Below are 22,234 nucleotides of genomic sequence, written 5' to 3'. Positions count from 1 at the left end.
TACACCCCTATTTTGAGGTAAAAACCTATGAAAGAACAAATACCCATAATTATTGCTGAAGATGTTCATAAATGGTATGGAAAATTCCATGTTCTCCAAGGGGTAAGTTTAACAGTCTATCGCGGAGAAGTGGTAGTGTTAATGGGGCCTTCCGGTTCAGGAAAATCAACATTTATCCGCACATTTAACGCCCTAGAAGAATACCAACAAGGAAAAATTAACATTGATGGCATTACCCTCAGCCATGACTTACGAAATATTGATGCAATTAGACGAGAAGTGGGGATGGTATTTCAGCAGTTTAATTTATTTCCTCATTTAACAGTCCTGCAAAATATTACCTTAGCTCCCATTTGGGTGCGTGGCTGGAAAAAACCCAAAGCCGAAGAATTAGCCATGCAGCTATTAGAAAGAGTCGGAATCTTAGCTCAAGCGCACAAATACCCAGGACAGTTATCTGGGGGACAGCAACAAAGAGTAGCGATCGCCCGTGCCTTAGCCATGCAGCCTAAAATTATGCTATTCGACGAACCCACATCCGCACTAGATCCAGAAATGGTTAGAGAAGTATTAGATGTCATGCGAAACCTAGCCAGCGAAGGCATGACGATGGTAGTAGTCACCCATGAAGTCGGATTTGCCCGTGAAGTCGCTGACCGAGTAGTGTTAATGGATAGCGGTAACTTAGTGGAATCAGCCACACCAGAAAACTTTTTTACCAACCCCCAAGAAGAACGCACCCGTAAATTCCTCTCACAAATTCTCTAAACCTCCGCGCTCCTACCCTACGGGTTCCGCCCTTGGCGGTATGCGCTTCCCAGCCTGCGGCAAGCCGCAAAAGCGTCTACCGTGTCCCTCTGCGTTTGAATTGATCTTATAACATTTCAATTTGGGAACAATTCCCGAAATCCCAGCTACTTATGTTGAAGCTAACTACAGACTATCCACAAAAATTACTTCAACATGGAGGATGCCAATCACACGAATTATCAACTTAGTTTTAAGTTAGGTAACAACTGATGTACAAGTTGTTACTTAAATAAATTTCAATACCATCTAGATAATTTTGATCTATCTAAACTGTATTTTCAATTACAAATCTCTAGTAATGTTCAGGAAATGCACGCAATTGTACTTGTCCTTAATACATATTTACTAGTTTTGTGTCGCAAATTTAATTAATCACAAGAGAGTTTATGCTGATAACTGAGTTACGTAAATACAATTAGTTAGCAATAAAGAATGTGTTAAATATATCTAACTCTACTCATGTAGACAACGATAAGATTTACCGAATCTTCAAACAAAACACACTGACAAAAAAACAGTCTAAAGACAAAATGTAAATTAATAGATGTCTTAATAGACGCTTTCCAGCAAAGAGCGATCGCCATTTTAAGACAAAAGTTATTCATGATCTAAAAGTAGCCAGGGACTTCTGACTAAATTTGTTATGCGGATTTTAATCTACTCTTACAATTACTATCCAGAACCAATTGGGATTGCCCCACTGATGACGGAATTAGCAGAGGGATTGGTAAAACGGGGTCATCAAGTGCGTGTAGTCACAGCGATGCCTAACTATCCTGAGCGTCAAATTTACGAAGGATACCGTGGTAAATTTTACGTCAATGAGTATAAAAATGGTGTCCAAATTCAACGTAGCTTTGTTTGGATTCGCCCGCAACCTAAACTGATAGATCGAGTATTACTAGATGCTAGTTTCGTCATGACTAGCTTTTGGCCTGCCTTGCTTGGCTGGCGGCCTGATGTCATTCTTTCCACATCACCATCATTACCTGTTTGTGTGCCGGCTGCATTACTAGGATGGCTGCGTGCTTGTCCTGTAGTCTTAAACCTGCAAGATATTTTACCGGAAGCGGCTATCCACGTTGGATTATTGAAAAACAAGTGGCTGATTAAAGTCTTTTCAGTCTTAGAAAAATTTGCTTACTATAGTGCCACTAAAGTTAGCGTCATTGCTGATGGCTTTGTAGAGAATTTACTCTCTAAGGGCGTACCCCAACAAAAAATAGAGCAAATTCCTAATTGGGTTGATGTAAATTTTATTCGCCCTTTACCTAAAGAAAATAACTCTTTCCGCGCCCAACACAACCTCAAGGACAAATTTGTAGTCTTGTATTCAGGGAACATTGCTTTGACACAAGGCTTAGAAACAGTAATTAAAGCGGCGGCGATTTTACGCGACGTTCGAGAAATTGCCTTTGTGATAGTTGGTGAAGCCAAAGGCTTGCAGAGACTACAAAAGTATTGCTTAGATTGTGGTGCTGATAATGTCCTATTGCTACCATTCCAACCCCGTGAGCATCTGCCAGAGATGTTAGCAGCCGCAGATGTGGGATTAGTCGTGCAGAAGAAAAACGTTATTTCCTTCAATATGCCATCAAAAATTCAAGTCTTACTGGCGAGTGGTAGGGCAATGATAGCTTCTGTACCCAAAAATGGTACAGCTGCCAAAGCAGTTAGACAAAGTGGCGGCGGTATTGTAGTTGCTCCCGAAGATCCCGAAGCTTTAGCAATGGCTACTTTAGACCTATACAAACACCCAGAAAAAGCTAAAACATTGGGTTACAATAGCCGCAAATATGCTATGGAGCAATATGCTTTTGAGCAAGCGTTAAATCAATACGAGAATTTGTTCTACTCTGTAACTACGGATACTCAAACATTAGAATCGAAAGTAGTTTCCAAACAAGAAGTTTAAAAAAATTGGCTTAAGTGCCGATTGATATCGTAGCAGGATGTAATTATTCGGCTACATTAGCAAAATTGATCAAAATCCTTCCTTCAGGACATATGGAAAACTACTCTATGTCCTGTTTTTGCTTTTAAAAAATGAAAATTTCAACTTGTTTTACTTATTTGAACTTATACCGTTTGTTGATGTAGCTTGCCTGGTGTAGCCATAGATGCACTTTATTCTGTACTGTAGAGACGTTGCATGCAACGTCTCTACATCATTTATTTGGCGCAACTTCATAGAGAAGTGGTATTAGTCATGAGACTTGTAGCTTCACGCACCAAGCGTCAATTGTGACACTTGCATCAGTCCTGACACAAAAGAACTATGCAATCAACAACCATAAATCACACTTGAGGCAGAATCTGGTAAATTCAGTTATACTATATACTGTTTTTAGCAGATTTAATAATTTTAAGCAGCAGTAATATTTATTTATTGTGTTGCTAACCCTCGTGTATTTTGTGTCAAAAAACACATTGCCGCACAAGTATTAATCTTTGAGAGATAGCCTAGTTTTATGGCTAATAGGTAGCCTGTTGTGAATGGAACGCTACAAAAATCAACAGAGAAAAACCTGTGATCAGTGTTTCAATATATTAGCCAATCCCATAAACACCTGTTTTTTTGTTAGTATTCAAAAAAACGAACACACAGTTATCGTTTAGTTGTTGTTTGTCAGTAATTCTCAAAAAACGTCACAAAAGGGATAAATTACCTGAGGTTGAATGTCTGATTATTTCCAAGGAAATTTACCACTAAAATCCATCTCTGTCACCAATAGCGCACTCAAAAGTTCATCAAGTGAACATAATGAGAGTGAAAATCTCGCTTTGATGATCGCCGAAGCAGCATCAGAACGTAAAGCTGGGGATATTATAGTCCTGAAGGTAGCAGATGTCTCCTACTTAGCCGATTATTTTGTGATGACCACTGGCTATTCCAGGGTACAAGTAAGGGCGATCGCGCAATCAATCGAAGATACAGTAGAAACTGAGTTGCAACGCCGCCCCTTACGGACTGAAGGCAAAGGGGAAGGTAGCTGGGTATTGCAAGACTATGGCGACGTAATTGTACATATTATGATGCCAAAGGAACGGGAATTTTATAATCTAGAAGCATTCTGGGTTCATGCAGAACGTCTTTCCCTTCCCAACATTGAAGAAGGTGGTGGTAGTCCAATATGATTAATTCCTCACTGGCAAATTGCCCAGTACCCACAGAACAACAGCCGCTCAACGAGTACGAAGAGCTAAAAGCTGCTTGGCTATTTCGTGATTGCACTTTGAATTGGCAGCAGTATACCAAAAAACTAGCGTGGATTTGGGTTTTATCTTGGCTAGTAGCTGGGCCAGTGGCCGCCGCAAGCTTTCCACTAAATAAGCAATTAGTTCATTTTCTTCTGTGTGGTGCAGCTGGGGCCAGTATTGGAGTAATTTTGGTACTAGTACGTTTGTATTTAGGCTGGCTGTATATACGCGATCGCCTATACACTACAACTGTATTTTATGAAGAATCAGGCTGGTATGACGGTCAAACATGGCTCAAACCCCAGGAAGTGTTAAATCGCGATCGCTTGATTGTCACCTACGAAATTAAACCCATCCTCAAACGGTTACAATTTACATTCGCTGGCTTGGCGGGAATGTTTGTTACTGGTACTATAGTTTGGCATTTGTTTTAAACAGTTATTAGTCATTAGTGATGAGCTAATGACTAATAACTAATGAATAATAACTAAAAAGTGATAGATTTAACCCATGACAATGGGAAAACGAACTCAAGCGGCAGCACTGGAAGTCCGGTTGTTGCGAGAAGGCATTATTGAATCGAGGCATATAGTCCAGGCGGTTGTATGCGACGAACGGGGACGAGTGTTAACTGTGGCAGGTAACGCGGAAACAGCGACATTCGTGCGTTCAGCATTGAAACCATTTCAAGCACTGGCTGTCACCACGACAGGCACACTGGAACGTTATGATCTAAGCGATCGTGACTTAGCCATCATCACCAGTTCTCACCGAGGAACTATTGAACAAGTCCGACAGGTATTTAATATCCTGTGGCGAGCAGATTTAGATCCCTCAGTTCTCCAGTGTCCCATCCCCCAAGACAAGCGCAGTCCTCTGGAATATAACTGTTCTGGCAAACACGCGGGGATGTTGGCTGTGTGTCAGCAACGTCATTGGCCATTAAATACTTATTTAGACCGTAAGCACCCTGTACAGCAATTAATTGTTGGGAAGATAGCAGAATTACTGCGAATGCCTGCTGAAGAATTTATCAGCGCGCATGACGACTGCGGCGCACCCACCTATTTGATGCAACTGGGGCAAATCGCCTCCTTATATGCGCTATTAGGTGCTAGTAATAACGTAGATATGGAGCGCATCGTCCGCGCCATGACTCATCACCCCGCAATGGTAGCTGGCGATGGGGAATTTGACACAGAATTAATGCGCCTCACCCCTGGGGAACTAGCCAGCAAATCTGGCGCGGAAGGTGTTCAATGTATTGCTAGGCTGGGTGAAGGCATGGGCTTGGCAATCAAAGTCATGGATGGTTCTAAACGTGCTAAATGTGCCGTCGCCATTCACCTGCTGCAACAAATGGGCTGGATTACCCCCAGTGTTGCCGAAAGCTTGGCGGAAAAGTTCATGAACCCAGGCAAATACACGCGTCTAGAGGTTGTCGGAGAATTATCGTTTTTATAGTTGTCAAACTTGAGATTTCGAGTTATACTTGAAAAGTCAAGAGCGACGCGGGATAGAGCAGCCTGGTAGCTCGTCGGGCTCAACTAGCAAAACTGATTACGCGCTTATTAGTTTGTTTTGCAGTGGGCGGTACATGAAGAAACTCATGTGCGATTACCTGTCAAACTCGGGGAAGCCACTAGCGCGGTAATCCCGAACCAAGCTCTGGAAACAGAGAAGGTGTAGAGACTGGAAGGCAGGCACCCTAACGATAACGCCGAGGGTGAAGGGACAGTCCAGACCACAAACCAGTAAAACTGGGCAACGAAAGTTGTAGATGGTAAGCATAACCCGAAGGTCAGTGGTTCAAATCCACTTCCCGCCACCAAATTTAAAATAAAACCCTGTAATCTTTAAAGATTATGGGGTTTTGTTTTATGCTGATATCAGTGATTTCGTTTGACCAATGGACACAAAGCTGAGGGGAGACATAGCAGAGCAAGCTGCTGTGCTTCATGCTTTAAAGCGTGGCTGGGGTGTTTTAAAACCAATTGGCGATCGCCTGCCATACGATTTAGTATTTGATATAGAGGGAACTTTAGTTAAAATCCAAGTCAAGTATGCTTGGTTGCATGAGCCATCTGGTAATTATGTTGTAGACAACCGCCGCACTAAAACAAATCGCCGACTCATGCTTAGAGCAACATATCAACCATCAGACTTTGATTTTGCCCTAGCCTACATAGAACCACTTGATGTTTTCTATGTCTTTCCGGTAGATGTGTTTATAGGATATGGTAGCGAAATACACCTTGTCGAAACCGAAAAACGCCAACGTAAACCGCGTTCGGCAAAATATCGTGAGGCTTGGGAGTTAATCTTACCTTTACAATTCGGTGCAGCAGGGTTTTGATTTATTGTTGAGTTGGAACATTCCAAAAAGTTCGGAGAGTCATGGTTGTGAAGTTACAGCGACCCATTTTAATAGGAGGATTAGGATTATCCTTTTCCTTATGGATGGTGCAAAGTTGGCATCATTCAATTATGCAGGTAGGTGAGCTAAGTTTAGTCAGTCTCTTAGCTGTAGGTGGTGGTTTGTGGCTGTGGAAGCGTAACTTCCCCCATGACCATGCAGAACAACCGAGTGGTATCATTACTGATCGGGAAACAGCAGTGAATGCGATCGCTAAAACTGAAGTTGTGATTAATCAGTTAGGTCAAGAAGCTGTCAACCATCCAGCTTTAGAGACACTGAAAACACAGCTAGCCGCATTACCTGTAGAGTTAGACAGACAAGATTTGAAATTAGCTGTGACTGGCGGTAAATCCGTTGGTAAAAGTACCTTAATTCAGGTGCTACAGTCTAGTAATTGGCAAGAAACACAGCAAAGAGTTAGCTTCCAAGAAACAGCACCTTTGTTTCGAGAAGTAGAAACCTCTGATGCTGCAATTCTCACAGAAACAGCAAAATCAGACTTAGTTTTGTTCTTGACTAATGGCGATTTGACTGATTCGGAATTTCAAGCCTTAAAACAGTTAACAGCAACTAATCAGCCACAAGTCTTAGTTTTCAATAAACAAGACCAATATTTGCCTGATGAGCGTGCTAGCATTTTGCAGTCCTTACAACAACGTCAGCAGGATCATGTAGTCGCGGTTTCAGCTGCTCCTGTGGCGGTGAAAGTGCGGAAACATCAGGCTGATGGGAATGTGCAAGAATGGATGGAACAGCCAGCAGCAGATATTCAGCAGTTGACACAGCAGTTAAATGAGATTTTAGTGCAGCAAAGTCAACAGTTGGTGTGGACAACTACCACTAGACAGGCTCTGCTGTTGAAAGCTGAGGCGAAAAATTATTTGAATGGGGTAAGATGCGATCGCGCTACGCCAATTATTGAACAATATCAGTGGATAGCTGCGGCTGCTGCTTTTGCTAACCCAGTTCCAGCACTGGATATTTTAGCAACGGCGGCGATTAATGCTCAAATGGTAATGGATTTGGGTAATATCTATCAGCAGAAATTCTCCCTAGAACAAGCGCAAACTGTAGCGGGAACAATGGGAAGTTTGATGTTGAAGTTAGGTTTAGTGGAACTTTCTACTAAAGCTATTAGCACAGTTCTCAAAAGTAACGCTGTCACCTTTGTCGCTGGTGGTTTAGTGCAAGGTGTGAGTGCAGCTTATCTGACTAGAGTCGCTGGCTTGAGTCTGATTGCATATTTTGAACAGCAAGAAATTGCTTTAGATTCTGGTAATAATTTGAATTTAGATAAATTGCGTCAAACCTTACAAAATGTCTTCCAACAAAATCAGCAGTTAGCTTTTCTGCAAGGTTTTGTGAAGCAAGGGGTGAAGCGATTAGTACCAGAAGTTGTGGGATAATTTCGCGCATTCGCCCTTGGCGTTCCGCTTGCGGTAGGCGCAAAGACGCAAAGAAAATTCTTTTGTGTCTTTGCGCTTTTGCGTGACTATATTTATTTTTGTAAATCGAAAAGACCTCGAACTCAGGCTAGTTAATCTTGAATGCTGGCTCGAATATCTTTTATAGTTATCATTAATGTTAATGGTTCTATTGGTGATAATTGAAACCTATGTTTTAAATAAAAACTTTTGGCTTCTTCATCTTTAGCATGAACCAAAATACATCTAATTCCAGCTATTTGAGTTACTTTTAAAGTCCTAAAAATAGCATCTCTTAATAAGCCTGCTCCTATGCCTTGTCCTTCCCATTTGGTGTCTACAGCTAGTCTACCAATGAGCATACAAGGTATAGGGTCTGGTGCATTGCGTTTAGCTTTGCTAGTAGCTATGAAATGAGCAACAGAAGAAGTTGCTAAACAGTAATAGCCTATGACTTGATTTTCAATAGTAACTACGTAAGTTCTTGCAGTATCACCTTCGCTTTTTAAAGCTTTTTCCTTCAGCCATTTATTCAGAGTTTCTGATTTAGAATTAAACTCTAATACATTATGTTCAGGAGTAATTAGCTGAGGAGGATTAATACTTTTCGTTTCTTCCATCATTAATCCCAAGGCGATTTTGTCTTTAAGAATTTACGCAATTCTTCATCGGCTTGAGGTGGTGAATCTAAAATTGCTAGAAATTCTTGATATTTTTCTTCGTCTAAGGTAAAGAATGTATGGTTGCAAATTATGTTCTTAGCTTCTCTACAAGCTACTTCTAACATAAAGTCAGAACGGCTCTTACCCAGAATAGATGCGGCATAATCAATTAAATCCCGTTGTTGTTCTTGAACTCTAATGTTAATGACTTGGTTACGGCCAAGGTTATCCATGTTAGAACGGGAAACCATTGTTTCTCTAATCCATAATTTGTATAACGTTGCTTGGTGTTACCGAATGAAGTCGCGCTTTGATTTCGACAACACCTCATAAATCTAATATAGATTTTTGTGTATACAACGTCAACACACGATGCGATCGCTCTACAACAACCCCCGATAGCGAATAAAAATCAACACTACCGCCCAAGAACCCAAGGCGACTTTGATGGCGACAATGATATTTAAAATGGGGAGAACACCACCACTAAATAGTGTTCCTAATTCTCCATGTGGTAACTCTATTCCCGCCAAAGTAATTACCGCCAGAACGATGAACAGCAGTACCGAAACTTTCTCCCAGGTGGCGGCGCGCCAACGTTGGTAAATTTGCTGCATCCAGGGGTAGGATGAGGTAATTGCTATCAGTCCAATGGCTGTTCCGCCGGCGACACCAGCCGCAAAACCACCACCAGGGCTAAGATGTCCGCGAATCGCTAGTTCAATACCTACTATGGCGGTAATTGTTGCACCTAAACGCGCCAATATAATTGATGGTTGGTCTTTAAATTGATAGATGGTGCAGGATGAATTTTCATTGGCTAGCAGATAGTTTACGCCCAAGATGGCGATAGTAAAAACAATTACCTCAAATATGGTGTCGTAGAGGCGATTACGGAAAATTATTCCTGAGACTGCATTGGGAACGCCACTATCTTTAACCACCATTTCCACAATAGAAATCTCTGTGGGAGCAAGTTCAGGATTTTGTAGAACTAGCATTTTGACGAACAGTGCTATCCCTGCTAAGATGTAGACCCATTTCATCAATGTTGCTCCTGTAAGTCTGAAACGTTTACATAGGACAGGATTGTGCCTGGTGTGGCAAGTTCGGTTTGCATGATTTCATAGAGGCGTGGGATTCTGGTTGTCGTTTGATAGGGTGGAATTTCCGCGCCATCAACTACGCTATTTTGTTCACTGTCTGCTGTGGGGATACAAGTAGCGTGAATTTCTTTATCTATCAACGCCCTTTGCAAAGCTTGGGTATTGGTATAGGGAACGATTTCTAAACGCAGATAGTGTTTGTTAAAAGTAGCACGTATGCCATCAATGATTGTGCTGAAATGGCGATCGCTCTCTTCCTCTCTTGACTCATCTTGAATGACCCCCAACCGCATCACCATTGATGAGCGTACCGCCACTGCATAGAGAGTAGTTGCCAACATACTCCCCATCAAGGCTTCAGTTAAAGCTACATCCACCGCGCCTAAAATGGCATCTACCAAGGCGGCGACTGCACCCAATACCCCACGAATTACTAAAGCATGGTAGGGATTGGTTTGAGTGACTAACATCCCACCCGCTAAGGGCAATAAGGCAATAATTATATAGATATAGCTATCCTTCATGATTTTCCTCTTCATAGGAACAGTGAGCTATTACGTAACCCAGCATGGTGTTCCAGACTGCTAAGGAAATAATGCCTAGGATGAGTAGTGGCCATTCACTGGGTATTTTGAGTAGCAAGCCGACAACCATCAGCATTGAGCCGAGAGTATCAGCGACGGAAAGACCATGTAGTTTAAATAAGACTGAGCGATCGCTAACTAGATGAGCCGTTCCCCAAAACCAGAAAATCAGACCGATGAATATACAGATATAACTCAAAATGTTGATCATACGTCACTCAATCGTTTTAATATTTGCGCTAGTAGCATCAAGCCAGCGTTACCCACACTCAAAATAATCACTCCCACTACACCAATCATCCAATCATCGCGGAGAACGGAGACGAACAAAATCATGATGGATATCTTGCTGGAGATGCTGCCAAAAGCCAACATGATCTGCCAGATATCATCACTTTTCCAGGTTTCATAGATGGGGATGAGCAAGGCTGCAATCATGGCAATGATGATGATTTCCAGGTTCATGGTTTTTTCCTCGGTTGAATCTGGTGGACTTCATACCAACCCTCTTCGCGGTAATTCACGACAATGGTTTTGGGGGTAAAGGTAATAATAAAGATGTCCAAGAAAATGAGACTGGGCGATCGCTTGGCCTTGACTCGTTCGAGAATGATATCTTCGTGTTGATGGGGACGGAAAATAATTTCAACTGCCTCCATATAAGCCACGGGAATGGCGACGATGGTTTTCATCATCACCTTGAGCCACTCTTTAAATTTTTCCGGTGAGGTGTAACCCCGTGGTAATAACAGTGCAATGGCTACCCCAATGACAATATTTGTCAAACTCAGGTTAGCGGTGAGGAGAAACCAAATTACCAGTCGTAATATGATATGTCCAATCATGCCAGTGCCATCCAAAATAGTAGGATTAAAATCAAGCTCATCATCCCAATCAAATGGTCAAATTGTTCTAGTACACGGGGTAGATAAATATTTAACCGTTGGAAAATCAACTTATAAGCTAACCAACCTCCAGCAATGATGGCGATCGCTTTGATGATGTCGTTGGTGTTATACGCCTGAAGATAGATGACATTAGTTGTAAATAGTCCCCCAATCAACAGGGTGACGGCTGGCCAAAAACCTGGTTTAACTAGCTGTTCTCCCTGGGGTTTATGGGGTAAAAAGATGAATTTGGCAAAGGTAATAGCTGTACCTACGGCGGCGACATTCATAGCGATCGCTTGCCAAGGCAGCAGGTTTTTCATGGTCAACATCTTCGCCCCAAAACCACACAATAAGGGCAAGCCAGAAATAGATAGACTCGCTATGACTAAGCCAATCCAAAGAGTTGTATCCATCTGCTTTTGTTGCAGTTCTGGGAATTTGCGGCTAGGTAATGAGCCTGCTACTAAGAACAGCGTTGATTTTACTAGTCCATGTGCCAAGGCATAAAAACCCCCTACTACTGGTGCAGCAAGTATCCAGCCCAATTGGGAAATCGTACTCATCGCTAGTGTCCGCTTGGTATCTTTTTCCCAAATCGCACAGGATGCTCCCATCAAAGCTGTTCCCACACCAAAAATTCTGACGATGATTTCAATTTCTTCGGAAATTGCCGCGCAACGCAACAAAGGTAATACGCTGGCTTTGACGACAACTCCCGATAGTAAAGCCGACACTGGGGTTTCTGATTCCGAGTGGGTTAAGGGTAGCCACAAGCCAGAAACAAAGATTCCGGCTTTCCCCAATAGTCCCAGAAATAGCAGGGCTACGGCTTCTGGTGGTGCGTCCTTTAAGCCTGTAAAAGCAAAGGAATGATGGGTTTGATAAACTAGTACCGCGCCTACTAGATAAAACAGCATCGCCGTGTTGCTGACAAACAGATAACGCAACCCTACCCAAATAGAGCGATCGCTGCGGGGATAAGCGATTAACAAAAAGGCAGCAATCCCGCTTACTTCTAGGGCTACGTATAAACTAATAAAATCCGCACAGACAAAGGCAGCATTCAAGCTACCATGCACAATAATTGTCTGGGCATAAAAAAAAGCCGTCTTATCGCTGCGCCAACAGTAGATAATCACTGCCGCCGTGACTATGGCATTAGTTAAGATAAAGTAACCACTTAACTCATCGGCTACCAACGTCACACCGAAATTATCTAGTAAACTCAGTGTCAGGGGCGATCGTTCCAAAAATAACTGCAACCCATAGGCAGCAGAAGCCATAGCCGCCCACAAAGCGAAATGGCGGTTCAACTTGGGGACTAAAAAAGTCAAGAACCCCAAAAAGAATGGTAGTGCAATCCAGATAAGTGTAATGGTATTCATGGGGTGTTGTTCTTCTCGATCTCGCTGCTTTCCAAGGTGGGGTTATCCCTTGCCAGTTTCATGACACCGACCAGCATCAATGCTTGAATAGAAAAGCCAATGACGATCGCCGTCAAGATGACCGCCTGTGGAACTGGATCGGAGTACGCCCCATTGGTAACTTTGCCAATAATCGGGGTGAGCAAACCATCTCGTGATGCAATCAGTACGTAAAAGGCAATCACCCCGGTACTCATCACATCCATAGAGATGATTTTCATCAACAAGTTCTTTTTTAAAATGATGCCAAAAAAGCCGCACAATATTGTTGCGAATACACAGGCTTCTAACACAGGAATAATTTGTTGGGTAAGGGGATAGGGTAATTATCTATGCAAAAATTAAGCGTCAACGGGCTGCAAGAGAGTAACTTTTTTCCAGTTGGAATTAAGCAAAGTTAGAGAATTTTCTGGACACACACCTAATTTTGGGGCTTCATTTTGGTACTGTTGTTTGGTTCATACACATCTCCTATTAAGAATATGTGGTATGTGGTATCCAAAGCAAGATATTGCTGTAAATTGCCGAGTCTCAAACAGATGCAGGTTATCTTGTAAACCTAGCAAAAATCAATAGTTCTGTGATCATCAAAAAAACTTATCTCAGGCATTGAATATTTCTAGGACAAGTTGACTAGCTATTAATAACTTTTATTAACCATATAAATATGAGTTTGATTCCTGGTATTTTTTCCTTCTTCTCAGGAGCAGGGTTTCTAGATTTAGGGTTTGAAACAAGTGGTTTTAATATCGTTTATGTGAATGAAATATGTTTACCGTTTATGACAGCATATCGTTATTCTCGCACCCTGCTGAAATTACCATTGCCAGAATACGGATATCATCACGGGGAACTTGGAGATGTCACCCAACTGCTTGCAGGTTCTCCAGCGCAGTACCTTGGGGGATTAGTACAAGATTGTCGTCGAGCCAATCATATTGTTGGTTTTATTGGTGGGCCGCCTTGTCCTGATTTTTCCATTGGTGGTAAAAATCGGGGTTATTTGGGGGAAAATGGCAAACTTTCGGCTGCTTATGTAGAGTTAATTTGTCAGAATTTACCAGATTTCTTTTTATTTGAGAATGTTAAAGGGTTATGGCGAACTAAGAAACATCGGCAATTTTTTGAATCTATAAAAATTAAATTACAACAGGCAGGTTATATATTAACAGAACGTTTAATTAATGCTATTGAATACGGTGTACCTCAAGATAGATCAAGAATTATTTTATTAGGATTTCAAAAAAATCTTTTAAAAACTTTAGGCATTAAAATTATTAATTATTCGGAATTATCTACAGTAAATTTTCCGTGGTGTAAATATATCTTAGATTCTCAAGACACTATTTTTGCTTACCCTTGGAGTCAAACTGCACCTTTTCAAGCAGATTCAATTATTCCTTGTCCTGATGGTATTCCTCAACAACTAACAGTGGAATATTGGTTTAGAAAAAATCAAGTTTTAGAGCATCCTAACGCTAATCATTACTTCCAACCTAGAGCCGGAATGACAAAATTTATCAGCATTGCCGAAGGTGATAATAGCAAAAAATCATTTAAGCGTCTGCATCGCTGGCGTTACTCTCCCACAGCTTGTTATGGCAATAATGAAGTGCATCTACATCCCTACAAACCACGGCGTATTTCTGTGGCGGAAGCTTTAGCAATACAATCTCTACCAGCAAATTTTGTTTTACCTGAGAATATGTCCCTGACAAATATGTTTAAAACTATAGGTAACGGTGTACCATATTTGGCATCAAAAGCAATAGCGCAAACAATTCTTGATTTCTTAGTATCTGGTAGGTAACATTTGCCAGTTTAAATCTCAAGCTATACCACTACAGTTTGTAGTGAGGACTTTAGTCCTGCTTTCAACTTAAGATTCGGTATATACGACTGAGACTGTTGTGTGTTTCCAAGCTAGACTGGAAGTAAATATGGTTTAATTAATTATAAGAATCTTAATTTTTTATAAAGACTTATAGTTGAGTTAGTTGGTTAAAAAAACGATGGCAGCAGACTATCCAGATATTGATATTGCGCCATTTATCGATCATGCCCTGTTAACGCCAACAGCTACTCCAGAGCAGGTTGAGCAATGGTGTCAACAAGCAGATAGATTTAATTTCGCGTCGGTTTGTGTGTACCCTGTCTATGTCAAACAAGCCGCAGAACTTCTACATGGTAAAAAGCCAAAAGTCTGTACAGTGATAGGTTTTCCCACTGGGGCGACAACTGCGGCTGTCAAGTTGTATGAAGCTCAAGAAGCGGTAGAAAACGGAGCTACGGAATTAGATTTAGTCATGAATTTAGGCTGGCTGAAAGTTGGTAAAACTGACGCTATTCACCGAGAAATTGCCGAAATTTGTGAAGAAACCGGGCAAACCGTGAAGGTGATTTTGGAAACTAACCTGCTGACGGATGCAGAAAAAAAACTAGCAGCCGAAATTGCAATGGACGCAGGCGCAGCCTTCCTGAAAACTAGTACAGGTTGGAGTGGTGGGGCTACGGTGTCAGATGTGCGGTTGTTGAAGGAAGTAGCACGAGACAGGGTAGGAATTAAAGCATCAGGAGGGATTCGCACCTTGGAGCAAGCTTTAGAATTAATCATGGCAGGTGCTACTAGATTAGGCACATCTCGCGGTATTGATTTGATCCGAGAGCGCGATAACCTGGAAAAAGGTAGATAGTCTGAAGATCATGTGTCATTGATCGTTTGTCTTTACATAATGACTAGTGACTGATGACTAATAACTAGTAACTAAGTAATGAGTAAGACCTATAAAGCAACGGGTATTAATCTCAAAACCCAGGTGCTGGGAGAATCGGATAAGATTGTGACGATTTTGACACGAGAATTTGGTTTGATTCGAGCAGTAGCTCCCGGGGCGCGTAAACATAATTCTAGTTTGGGCGGTAGAAGCGGAATGTTTGTCGTCAACGAACTACTGATTGCTAAAGGGCGATCGCTCGATAAAATTACACAAGCTCAAACAGTCAAAACTTATCCGGGTTTGGCTCAAGATTTGGGAAAATTAGCTGCTAGTCAGTATCTAGCGGAAATAGTTCTTTGTCAGGCGTTGAGCGAACATCCCCAAGAAGAACTATATGAATTACTCAATGAACATCTCCGGCGTTTGGAAGCTTTACCAAGAAATCAGCCGTCTAGTATTTTAGCCTGCCTAGCTCATGCCGTTTTTCATCTCTTAGCCTTAGCAGGACTCACCCCCCAAGTTCAAACCTGTTGTATAACCCAACGCCATATTAACCCTGACTTGACAAATCCTCACTGGCAAGTAGGGTTTAGCATCTCATCCGGTGGCATTGTTTGTTTAGAAGCCTGGGAAAATTTGCGGAAAGAAGCCAGTCGCAGGGCAGGGGGGCAGGGGAGCAGGGGAGCAGGGGAGCAGGGGAGAAAAACTTTTACCCAGTCCCCAATCCCCAATCCCCAATCCCCAATGCCCAATGCCCAATCCCCAAAAGCTTACCAAACCATTGTCCATCGCCAAGAAATCCCCGTTATTTCTGTAAGATTAAATTCTTTGGAACTAGAGATGCTCCAACAGCTCTCACAACCAGAGATAATGCAAAGTAGCACTACCAAAGATGAAAGCTGGCTATCTGTAGAGCAAATTTTACGCCAGTATGCTCAATATCATTTAGGTCGCCCTATTCGCTCTGCCACTCTAATCGATTCTTATTTTGCTGCCAACCATCATGATGCAACCGTCTGATTTTGATACGAAAATTCTGCCGTTGTCACCCACTCACACTAGAAAACAGAATAGGGCATCAGCTCCGACTGCACCAAATTATTTAAGTGCTGTTCCTCATTCCCGGCCTATTCACACCTCTAACCCAGAAATTTCCGGTGAAGATATTTCTCACCAAGAGAAATCTTGGACATCGGAAAAACCTAAAACTGATCTACCAAAGCCGTTGACTCTGAGTCAGCCAAATCAAACTCACCATCATGACGAACAAAGTCATGGAGATAGCGAGTCAGATGCCACGACTCTCAAAACAGAATCAACTTCATCCGGTGATGGTGGGGTAGATAATCAAGATAATCAAGGTTTTGCGGCTGTATTCAAAAATCCTAATTTTCTCGCACTCTGGGGTGGTCAGGTTTTTTGTCAACTGGCAGATAAAGTTTACTTAGTATTGATGATTGCTTTGATTAATAGTGAGTTTCAAGGCAGTAATCAAAGCATCAGTGGTTGGGTGTCAGCGTTAATGATGTCTTTCACGATTCCGGCTGTGCTGTTTGGTTCGGTGGCTGGTGTGTTTGTAGACCGATGGTCAAAAAAGGCGGTGTTAGTCGCTACCAATGCTTGGCGGGGAATTTTGGTGTTGGTGATTCCCTTGCTGTTGTGGTTGACTCATGATTGGCAACCTATTGGGGTGATACCTGTCGGTTTTGCGATTATCTTGGCTGTGACTTTTTTAGTGTCTACATTAACGCAGTTTTTTGCCCCGGCAGAACAGGCGGCGATTCCTTTAGTGGTGAAAGAACAGGATTTACTCTCCGCTAATTCCTTATATACAACAACAATGATGGCATCAGTCATTGTTGGGTTTGCAGTGGGAGAACCGCTATTAGCTTTGGCGGATAGCATTTGGGCGCAACTGGGTGGAAATAATGGCTTTGGGAAAGAACTTTTGGTGGGTGGTAGTTATGCGATCGCTAGTATTATTTTGTTATCGTTAGCAACTCACGAAAAAACCCACGCACCGGAAACCGAATTTCCTCACGTATTTTCAGACTTGAAAGACGGTTTACGCTACCTCAAAGAGAATTATCATGTCCGTAATGCTTTACTGCAATTGACGATTTTATTTTCTGTGTTTGCTGCCCTCACCGTTTTAGCTGTGCGGATGGCAGAAATTATCCCTCACTTAAAAGCTTCCCAGTTTGGCTTTTTATTAGCGGCTGGTGGTGTGGGAATTGCTGCTGGGGCGACGATGATTGGTCAATTTGGTCAACGTTTTTCCTACAGTCAACTCAGCTTATTTGGTTGTATGGGAATGGCAGCATCTTTAATGGGTTTGTCTGTATTTACAACCCAACTATGGTTAGTTTTACTGTTAGTCGCACTACTAGGTGTATTTGGTGCTTTGGTGGGTATCCCCATGCAGACGACCATTCAAACCGAAACCTTGCCCGAAATGCGCGGTAAAGTCTTCGGCTTACAAAATAATGTCGTGAATATTGCTTTATCTCTACCTCTAGCATTAGCAGGAGTTGCCGAAACCTTTGTCGGTTTAAAAGCCGTGTTTATGGGATTAGCTGCAATCGTGATTTCGGGCGGTATTTTGACTTGGTTTAACTCCCGCGATTAGTATCAGCTACTTAGCTAAAATTATTTACAAATGAAAGGCGATCGCTCTTGCATAGAAACCAAAACCTTTCATGCTAAACTAATCTCATAAAAATTTGATGTCACCTTGCTGGGTATCAGTTTGATACTAACCAGGAAACTTTGTTTTCAAGGTAGTTTTAAGTACAGGTGAAAAAGACAATAAATAAATCCATAACCTATCTGCTTTACTATACATAAAGTCAGAAATTATGGTTATTTATCGTGACAACACATACTAAATTAACAACCAGCAAGTAAACACATAAAACAACAAAATTCAAAATCAATAATCAACCCTGCTTTTCTGATAGCGGATAAAGAATGCGTATAGCCTGGATTGGAAAAAAGTCACCCTTTTGTGGCAACGTCACTTACGGTAGGGAAATCACTAACTCTTTGTTAGATAGAGGGCATCAAGTTAGCTTTCTCCACTTTGCTCAAGAAGAATCTGAAAGCGATAACTGGCCGAACTTTCAAGAAGTTTCTCTGCCTTTTATTTATAAGTCGCAGGTTTACACTATACCGACTCTCAAAGCCACAAAGGTTTTAACTGAGTCACTCAGAGAAATTAAACCAGATATTGTCCACGCTTCTTTGACTTTATCTCCCCTTGACTTTTTTTTACCAGAAATTTGTGAGCAATTAAATTTACCCCTTGTGGCCACGTTTCACACGCCATTTGCAGGGAAAGGGGCAAAGCTAATTTCAGGAACACAACTTTTAGCCTATCAACTCTACGCACCTTTTTTAGATAACTATGATAGTGTAATTGTATTTTCACAAATTCAACGAGAATTGTTAGCTAATATGGGTGTACGCGAGCAAAAAATCGCTGTTATTCCCAATGGTGTAGATGTTGATAAATATTGTCCTGGTTATTCGACAATTAAAACAGAATTTAAAGCAGAACGTTTATTTGTTTATCAAGGCAGACTCGCTCCCGAAAAAAATGTGGAATCATTGCTGAGAGCTTGGAAGCAAGCCAACATGGGGGCGGGTAGTAAATTATTAATTGTGGGTGATGGCCCGTTAAGAAGTTCCTTGGAACCATTTTATGGGGTTGATTACAATATTATTTGGTTAGGATTTGTTGCTGACGAAGAAAGGCGCATCGAAATTTTACGGGGCGCAGATGTATTTATTTTACCTTCTTTAGTAGAGGGCTTATCCCTATCTTTACTAGAGGCAATGGCTTGTGGTTTAGCTTGTATAGCCACAGATGTTGGTGCAGACGGGGAAGTATTAGAAAAAGGTGCAGGGGTAGTAATGAATACTAAAACAGTGCGATCGCAATTACGCACTCTGTTACCATTGTTTCAAGACCATCCTGAGCTAACAACCCTACTGGGACAAAAAGCAAGAAACCGTGTTTTAGACCTGTACACCCTCAGTAAAAATATTACTCAATTAGAAGAACTGTATGGTGAAGTTTTAGCACAGCGACGTGTAAAACTTATTTGGGGTGCTTAATAAATTCAAAATTCGCAACTACCTAAAACATCCATTCAGCAATAAAAACCTAACTTCCCAACCCCATCCCCTACAAGAGAATGGGGCGCAATACTCCGCTTTCCTTGCAGGGGAGGAGTTCTTCTCGGAATACTGAATTGGTGTTTTAGACGATATTTCTACAAGATTCAAAAAACGAGATTTCCGCCGTCTTTAACGTGATTTCGATGACCTCTCCCCAACCCCTCTCCGACGCGGAAAGGGGCTTAAATATCTGGAAAACTCAACGAAAAATTAAGGTTTGTAAGCCTCTACGCCACTTGCTACAAGTCGGGAAACCCTTTCGACAGTTACTCATGGGGGAAACCCCCAAGACTGCACTGCCTCACCAACGCAGTGGCTTCTCCTTGCAGAGGGAGAGGTACTCTACGAGAAGAGCTTCGCTCTATGGAGAGGGGTTTTTTAAATTGGTCGAACTCAAGTGTCTTTATGTCATTGATGATTGTTACTTTGGCGGAAGTTTCGGGAATTATGTACTTGTAGTAGTAGTTTCTCTCTGAAGTCAATTACTAATGAATATCAATGAATTAGCTGCGAATAATAACTTAGGAAGCCTAGTTCAAGAATTTAAAGTTAAATTTCTCTGGCGTAATTATACTTTAGGTTTATTGATAACTATCCCCTTATGCTTTGTGGTGTTATTTGTACTTCGAGGAATAGATTTATCTACCACATTTATTGTAATCTCTATTTTCTTTTTAATTTTTAGTGCTATATTTATTGGTCTTTTTATTGCTAATAATAACAAGCTACTATTTATCTACCAGAATGGATTTATATATATAAATCATGCTCCTTTAATAGTTAAATATGAAGATATCAAGGAAATATTTCAAGAAATTACCACTTTCTATGTAAATGGGATTCCTACACCAACACATTATAAATACACAATTCATATCAAAAATCACATTAAGCCATTACATCTCACAAATATTTTTGAGGATATTAAACAAGCTGGTGATTTTATTCAAAATAAAATATTACAGCAGGAATTACCAATAGTTATAGATAATTATCGCAAGGGTGAAAATATTAAATTTGGAGATTTAATAGTTAATCAAAACGGCATCATTATTAAAACACAGCAACTAAGTTGGGAACAAATTAAAAATATTAGAGTTGTCGAAGGTCAAGTTTTATTAGAAAAAGAGCGTGGTAATTTGTTGCTCAATATGGCGGCAATTCCTAATATTTATGTGTTTCTGAATTTGATATATGAAATTATGGCTGTCACACAGCCTCAAACTATAACTCCCACTAAAGGTAATGACATTCACATTCATCTCAAAATCAGCCAAGCTGAAGCTACATCCGGTTGCACAGAAAAAGACATTAGTTTTAGCCGTTGGGAAACTTGCGATGAATGCAATGGCTCAGGTTTAGATAATCGGGGTTATGACTGTGTTGTCTGTGTAGGACAGGGACAAAACCAAGTCGTGAAAAAAATTCAGGTAGCTATTCCCCCTCATAGTGTAGCAGGCGATCGCCTCACAATTATTGGTGAAGGTGATGCTGGTAGTCGCGGGGGCAATTCTGGGGATTTATACATACATTTAGAGATTGATAGCTAATCACCAACCCAAACTAGTAGGCTGTTCATAAACCCGCTTTAAAGTATTCACATCTCTAGCAGAAATTGGTGGAGAATTACGCACTTGCGAAAAGTAGAGTGCATCTGTTTCTTGCGGACTATGACCCCAAATTCCCAAAGCGTGACCGAGTTCGTGGCGGGAAGCAGCTAAAAGATAACGACCAGTTTGACTCGGACTTAATAAAATCCTGAAGCGGTGTAATAAAACATCATTGCTAGTGTATAACTCATAGCGGGTAAGAGCAGAACGCGCACGGGGAATTTTATCTACACGGGAAAATTCCAAAGGTGGGGTTTTGCGCTCAATGATAATATCGGCTATTTTTGCTGATTCTACTACTAGTAAAGGTAAATAATTATTCCACTCTTGGACAGTCTGGAAAACGCTATCAACCCATGCTTGAGCTTGTTGGTTATTAATTCCTGTTGGTTGTTTAATATGCACTTTTACAGGAAATTTTGACCACACTAAATAACCGACTTCAGTTTTGGCTATTTGAGAAAAGTAGTCACCGCTATTGGTGTTATCTTGCCATTGTGCGAGTGTTGGCGGTAGAAGATGGGCTTTGGCTGGAGGTAATTTTGTCGATACAGCGAAAGCAGAGAAATTTGTGAAAACAACTAGCAGCCCTGTGCTGATAGCTAAAACTAGGGCTGCTAGTAACTGCTTGTTCATGAACTTGTTCAGGGTATTAGGAAACTGCAAAAAATCAATTCTTCCAATTTCTAGACTTCAGACAAATGTTTCTCTCCCTGCTCCTCCGCAATTGCTCCACTTGGGCAAAGCCCAAGACCGCATTGCTCTCTGCTCCCTGCTCCTTGCTCCCCTACTCCCCTGCGAACACAGCAATGGAAGATTATTTTAGTTGCAAGTCCTTATTTTAGCCAACCTGCACTTAAAACCACGGTTAAACCAAGAAAAATCACTGTCAACGCCCACGTAATACGGTTTAGAGTATTTTCCGCGCTTTTGGTGCTGCTAAATAACTGCGCTTGTCCGCCAATTGCACCAATACCATCACCTTTGGGGCTATGAAGTAATACTAAAATGATGAGTCCAAGGGCAGAAATAGCCCAAATAATTTGTACGATACTAGTAACTGTCATGGTAGCAATCTCTTAAATCAGAAGTTTCAAAACACATTGAGAAAACAGTCAACAAATTAATGTTAACTGTTTTCTCTTAGATCACAGGGTAAGTTTTTAGTTTACCTTTTGTTGGTAAATTATTTTCCTTGTCCCTTT

Annotated in this window: 24 protein-coding genes; 13 read left to right on the top strand and 11 right to left on the bottom strand. The window is 41.4% G+C overall.

Annotated elements, in window-relative coordinates:
* The first annotated feature begins 27 nt into the window (after positions 1 to 27).
* From ACPZ3T_RS03395 to ACPZ3T_RS03365, 7 genes are all read left to right on the top strand, one after another.
* Positions 28 to 768 carry an amino acid ABC transporter ATP-binding protein gene (locus tag ACPZ3T_RS03395; protein ID WP_490273572.1) on the top strand — a complete coding sequence of 247 codons (741 nt, stop codon included), beginning with the start codon at positions 28 to 30 and terminating at the stop codon, positions 766 to 768.
* Positions 769 to 1,453: 685 nt separating this feature from the next.
* On the top strand, positions 1,454 to 2,725 hold the full coding sequence (locus ACPZ3T_RS03390; protein ID WP_490273571.1) for a glycosyltransferase family 4 protein: 1,272 nt from the start codon (positions 1,454 to 1,456) through the stop codon (positions 2,723 to 2,725).
* 764 nt (positions 2,726 to 3,489) lie between these two features.
* Positions 3,490 to 3,948: a ribosome silencing factor gene (rsfS, locus tag ACPZ3T_RS03385; protein ID WP_490273570.1), complete on the top strand. Its 459-nt coding sequence runs from the start codon at positions 3,490 to 3,492 to the stop codon at positions 3,946 to 3,948.
* Positions 3,945 to 4,445: a CGLD27 family protein gene (locus ACPZ3T_RS03380; protein WP_490273569.1), complete on the top strand. Its 501-nt coding sequence runs from the start codon at positions 3,945 to 3,947 to the stop codon at positions 4,443 to 4,445. The genes rsfS and ACPZ3T_RS03380 overlap by 4 nt, the downstream gene beginning before the upstream one ends.
* A gap of 76 nt (positions 4,446 to 4,521) precedes the next feature.
* The gene (locus tag ACPZ3T_RS03375) at positions 4,522 to 5,475 is read left to right on the top strand and encodes an asparaginase (RefSeq protein ID WP_490273568.1); all 954 of its coding nucleotides are present in this window, start codon (positions 4,522 to 4,524) and stop codon (positions 5,473 to 5,475) included.
* 445 nt (positions 5,476 to 5,920) lie between these two features.
* Positions 5,921 to 6,367 (top strand): group I intron-associated PD-(D/E)XK endonuclease, encoded by a 447-nt coding sequence (locus tag ACPZ3T_RS03370; protein ID WP_490273567.1) that lies wholly within the window; start codon positions 5,921 to 5,923, stop codon positions 6,365 to 6,367.
* Between the two features lie 41 nt (positions 6,368 to 6,408).
* On the top strand, positions 6,409 to 7,836 hold the full coding sequence (locus ACPZ3T_RS03365) for a slr1306 family protein (RefSeq protein WP_490273566.1): 1,428 nt from the start codon (positions 6,409 to 6,411) through the stop codon (positions 7,834 to 7,836).
* Between the two features lie 131 nt (positions 7,837 to 7,967).
* Here ACPZ3T_RS03365 and ACPZ3T_RS03360 read toward each other — a convergent pair whose 3' ends face one another.
* The 9 genes from ACPZ3T_RS03360 to ACPZ3T_RS03320 form a co-directional block, all read right to left on the bottom strand.
* Positions 7,968 to 8,477, bottom strand: a complete 510-nt coding sequence (locus ACPZ3T_RS03360; protein ID WP_490273565.1) for a GNAT family N-acetyltransferase — start codon at positions 8,475 to 8,477, stop codon at positions 7,968 to 7,970.
* Positions 8,477 to 8,767, bottom strand: coding sequence for a type II toxin-antitoxin system TacA family antitoxin (locus ACPZ3T_RS03355; protein ID WP_490273564.1), 291 nt, complete (start codon positions 8,765 to 8,767; stop codon positions 8,477 to 8,479). Before ACPZ3T_RS03355 ends, ACPZ3T_RS03360 begins: the two co-directional genes overlap by 1 nt.
* A gap of 132 nt (positions 8,768 to 8,899) precedes the next feature.
* Positions 8,900 to 9,562, bottom strand: coding sequence for a Na(+)/H(+) antiporter subunit B (locus ACPZ3T_RS03350; protein ID WP_490273563.1), 663 nt, complete (start codon positions 9,560 to 9,562; stop codon positions 8,900 to 8,902).
* Entirely contained in the window at positions 9,562 to 10,146 is a 585-nt protein-coding gene (locus ACPZ3T_RS03345; protein WP_490273562.1) for a DUF4040 domain-containing protein, read from the bottom strand. Before ACPZ3T_RS03345 ends, ACPZ3T_RS03350 begins: the two co-directional genes overlap by 1 nt.
* Positions 10,136 to 10,417, bottom strand: coding sequence for a monovalent cation/H(+) antiporter subunit G (locus ACPZ3T_RS03340; protein ID WP_015141110.1), 282 nt, complete (start codon positions 10,415 to 10,417; stop codon positions 10,136 to 10,138). The genes ACPZ3T_RS03345 and ACPZ3T_RS03340 overlap by 11 nt, the downstream gene beginning before the upstream one ends.
* A complete protein-coding gene (locus tag ACPZ3T_RS03335) occupies positions 10,414 to 10,671 on the bottom strand; it encodes a hypothetical protein (RefSeq protein ID WP_490273561.1) in 258 nt (85 codons plus the stop codon). The genes ACPZ3T_RS03340 and ACPZ3T_RS03335 overlap by 4 nt, the downstream gene beginning before the upstream one ends.
* The gene (locus tag ACPZ3T_RS03330) at positions 10,668 to 11,051 is read right to left on the bottom strand and encodes a Na+/H+ antiporter subunit E (protein ID WP_490273560.1); all 384 of its coding nucleotides are present in this window, start codon (positions 11,049 to 11,051) and stop codon (positions 10,668 to 10,670) included. Before ACPZ3T_RS03330 ends, ACPZ3T_RS03335 begins: the two co-directional genes overlap by 4 nt.
* Positions 11,048 to 12,481: a cation:proton antiporter gene (locus ACPZ3T_RS03325; protein ID WP_490273559.1), complete on the bottom strand. Its 1,434-nt coding sequence runs from the start codon at positions 12,479 to 12,481 to the stop codon at positions 11,048 to 11,050. Before ACPZ3T_RS03325 ends, ACPZ3T_RS03330 begins: the two co-directional genes overlap by 4 nt.
* Entirely contained in the window at positions 12,478 to 12,813 is a 336-nt protein-coding gene (locus tag ACPZ3T_RS03320) for a cation:proton antiporter subunit C (protein ID WP_490273558.1), read from the bottom strand. Before ACPZ3T_RS03320 ends, ACPZ3T_RS03325 begins: the two co-directional genes overlap by 4 nt.
* A gap of 374 nt (positions 12,814 to 13,187) precedes the next feature.
* On the opposite strand from ACPZ3T_RS03320, the gene ACPZ3T_RS03315 reads away from it, so the two are divergent.
* From ACPZ3T_RS03315 to ACPZ3T_RS03290, 6 genes are all read left to right on the top strand, one after another.
* Positions 13,188 to 14,330 (top strand): DNA cytosine methyltransferase, encoded by a 1,143-nt coding sequence (locus tag ACPZ3T_RS03315; RefSeq protein ID WP_490273557.1) that lies wholly within the window; start codon positions 13,188 to 13,190, stop codon positions 14,328 to 14,330.
* A gap of 202 nt (positions 14,331 to 14,532) precedes the next feature.
* Positions 14,533 to 15,213, top strand: a complete 681-nt coding sequence (gene deoC / locus ACPZ3T_RS03310; protein ID WP_490273556.1) for a deoxyribose-phosphate aldolase — start codon at positions 14,533 to 14,535, stop codon at positions 15,211 to 15,213.
* 78 nt (positions 15,214 to 15,291) lie between these two features.
* Positions 15,292 to 16,257, top strand: a complete 966-nt coding sequence (gene recO / locus ACPZ3T_RS03305) for a DNA repair protein RecO (RefSeq protein ID WP_490273555.1) — start codon at positions 15,292 to 15,294, stop codon at positions 16,255 to 16,257.
* A complete protein-coding gene (locus ACPZ3T_RS03300; RefSeq protein ID WP_490277107.1) occupies positions 16,244 to 17,866 on the top strand; it encodes an MFS transporter in 1,623 nt (540 codons plus the stop codon). The genes recO and ACPZ3T_RS03300 overlap by 14 nt, the downstream gene beginning before the upstream one ends.
* Before the next feature lie 341 nt (positions 17,867 to 18,207).
* The gene (locus ACPZ3T_RS03295) at positions 18,208 to 19,356 is read left to right on the top strand and encodes a glycosyltransferase family 4 protein (RefSeq protein WP_490273554.1); all 1,149 of its coding nucleotides are present in this window, start codon (positions 18,208 to 18,210) and stop codon (positions 19,354 to 19,356) included.
* A 551-nt stretch (positions 19,357 to 19,907) separates the two neighbouring features.
* On the top strand, positions 19,908 to 20,969 hold the full coding sequence (locus ACPZ3T_RS03290; RefSeq protein WP_490273553.1) for a DUF6585 family protein: 1,062 nt from the start codon (positions 19,908 to 19,910) through the stop codon (positions 20,967 to 20,969).
* Here the strand turns inward: ACPZ3T_RS03290 and ACPZ3T_RS03285 are convergent, their stop codons facing one another.
* Both ACPZ3T_RS03285 and secG read right to left on the bottom strand, forming a co-directional pair.
* Positions 20,970 to 21,665 carry a peptidase gene (locus ACPZ3T_RS03285; protein ID WP_490273552.1) on the bottom strand — a complete coding sequence of 232 codons (696 nt, stop codon included), beginning with the start codon at positions 21,663 to 21,665 and terminating at the stop codon, positions 20,970 to 20,972.
* Positions 21,666 to 21,865: 200 nt separating this feature from the next.
* A complete protein-coding gene (secG, locus tag ACPZ3T_RS03280) occupies positions 21,866 to 22,096 on the bottom strand; it encodes a preprotein translocase subunit SecG (RefSeq protein WP_490273551.1) in 231 nt (76 codons plus the stop codon).
* Between the last annotated feature and the right edge of the window lie 138 nt (positions 22,097 to 22,234).

This window comes from Aliinostoc maniaoense, assembly GCF_058172895.1.
This window is presented reverse-complemented; position numbering and strand designations above follow the sequence as displayed.

What these genes read in the sequence shown, in the direction of transcription:
- deoC (WP_490273556.1), top strand. Translation starts at nt 14,533, where the DNA reads ATGGCAGCAGACTATCCAGATATTGATATTGCGCCATTTATCGATCAT.
- ACPZ3T_RS03345 (WP_490273562.1), bottom strand. Translation starts at nt 10,146, where the DNA reads ATGAAGGATAGCTATATCTATATAATTATTGCCTTATTGCCCTTAGCG.
- ACPZ3T_RS03360 (WP_490273565.1), bottom strand. Translation starts at nt 8,477, where the DNA reads ATGATGGAAGAAACGAAAAGTATTAATCCTCCTCAGCTAATTACTCCT.
- ACPZ3T_RS03350 (WP_490273563.1), bottom strand. Translation starts at nt 9,562, where the DNA reads ATGAAATGGGTCTACATCTTAGCAGGGATAGCACTGTTCGTCAAAATG.
- ACPZ3T_RS03290 (WP_490273553.1), top strand. Translation starts at nt 19,908, where the DNA reads ATGAATATCAATGAATTAGCTGCGAATAATAACTTAGGAAGCCTAGTT.
- ACPZ3T_RS03390 (WP_490273571.1), top strand. Translation starts at nt 1,454, where the DNA reads ATGCGGATTTTAATCTACTCTTACAATTACTATCCAGAACCAATTGGG.
- ACPZ3T_RS03325 (WP_490273559.1), bottom strand. Translation starts at nt 12,481, where the DNA reads ATGAATACCATTACACTTATCTGGATTGCACTACCATTCTTTTTGGGG.
- ACPZ3T_RS03315 (WP_490273557.1), top strand. Translation starts at nt 13,188, where the DNA reads ATGAGTTTGATTCCTGGTATTTTTTCCTTCTTCTCAGGAGCAGGGTTT.
- ACPZ3T_RS03285 (WP_490273552.1), bottom strand. Translation starts at nt 21,665, where the DNA reads ATGAACAAGCAGTTACTAGCAGCCCTAGTTTTAGCTATCAGCACAGGG.
- ACPZ3T_RS03300 (WP_490277107.1), top strand. Translation starts at nt 16,244, where the DNA reads ATGCAACCGTCTGATTTTGATACGAAAATTCTGCCGTTGTCACCCACT.
- ACPZ3T_RS03335 (WP_490273561.1), bottom strand. Translation starts at nt 10,671, where the DNA reads ATGAACCTGGAAATCATCATCATTGCCATGATTGCAGCCTTGCTCATC.
- ACPZ3T_RS03375 (WP_490273568.1), top strand. Translation starts at nt 4,522, where the DNA reads ATGACAATGGGAAAACGAACTCAAGCGGCAGCACTGGAAGTCCGGTTG.
- ACPZ3T_RS03365 (WP_490273566.1), top strand. Translation starts at nt 6,409, where the DNA reads ATGGTTGTGAAGTTACAGCGACCCATTTTAATAGGAGGATTAGGATTA.
- ACPZ3T_RS03295 (WP_490273554.1), top strand. Translation starts at nt 18,208, where the DNA reads ATGCGTATAGCCTGGATTGGAAAAAAGTCACCCTTTTGTGGCAACGTC.
- ACPZ3T_RS03340 (WP_015141110.1), bottom strand. Translation starts at nt 10,417, where the DNA reads ATGATCAACATTTTGAGTTATATCTGTATATTCATCGGTCTGATTTTC.
- secG (WP_490273551.1), bottom strand. Translation starts at nt 22,096, where the DNA reads ATGACAGTTACTAGTATCGTACAAATTATTTGGGCTATTTCTGCCCTT.
- ACPZ3T_RS03370 (WP_490273567.1), top strand. Translation starts at nt 5,921, where the DNA reads ATGGACACAAAGCTGAGGGGAGACATAGCAGAGCAAGCTGCTGTGCTT.
- rsfS (WP_490273570.1), top strand. Translation starts at nt 3,490, where the DNA reads ATGTCTGATTATTTCCAAGGAAATTTACCACTAAAATCCATCTCTGTC.
- ACPZ3T_RS03330 (WP_490273560.1), bottom strand. Translation starts at nt 11,051, where the DNA reads ATGATTGGACATATCATATTACGACTGGTAATTTGGTTTCTCCTCACC.
- ACPZ3T_RS03355 (WP_490273564.1), bottom strand. Translation starts at nt 8,767, where the DNA reads ATGGTTTCCCGTTCTAACATGGATAACCTTGGCCGTAACCAAGTCATT.
- ACPZ3T_RS03395 (WP_490273572.1), top strand. Translation starts at nt 28, where the DNA reads ATGAAAGAACAAATACCCATAATTATTGCTGAAGATGTTCATAAATGG.
- ACPZ3T_RS03380 (WP_490273569.1), top strand. Translation starts at nt 3,945, where the DNA reads ATGATTAATTCCTCACTGGCAAATTGCCCAGTACCCACAGAACAACAG.
- recO (WP_490273555.1), top strand. Translation starts at nt 15,292, where the DNA reads ATGAGTAAGACCTATAAAGCAACGGGTATTAATCTCAAAACCCAGGTG.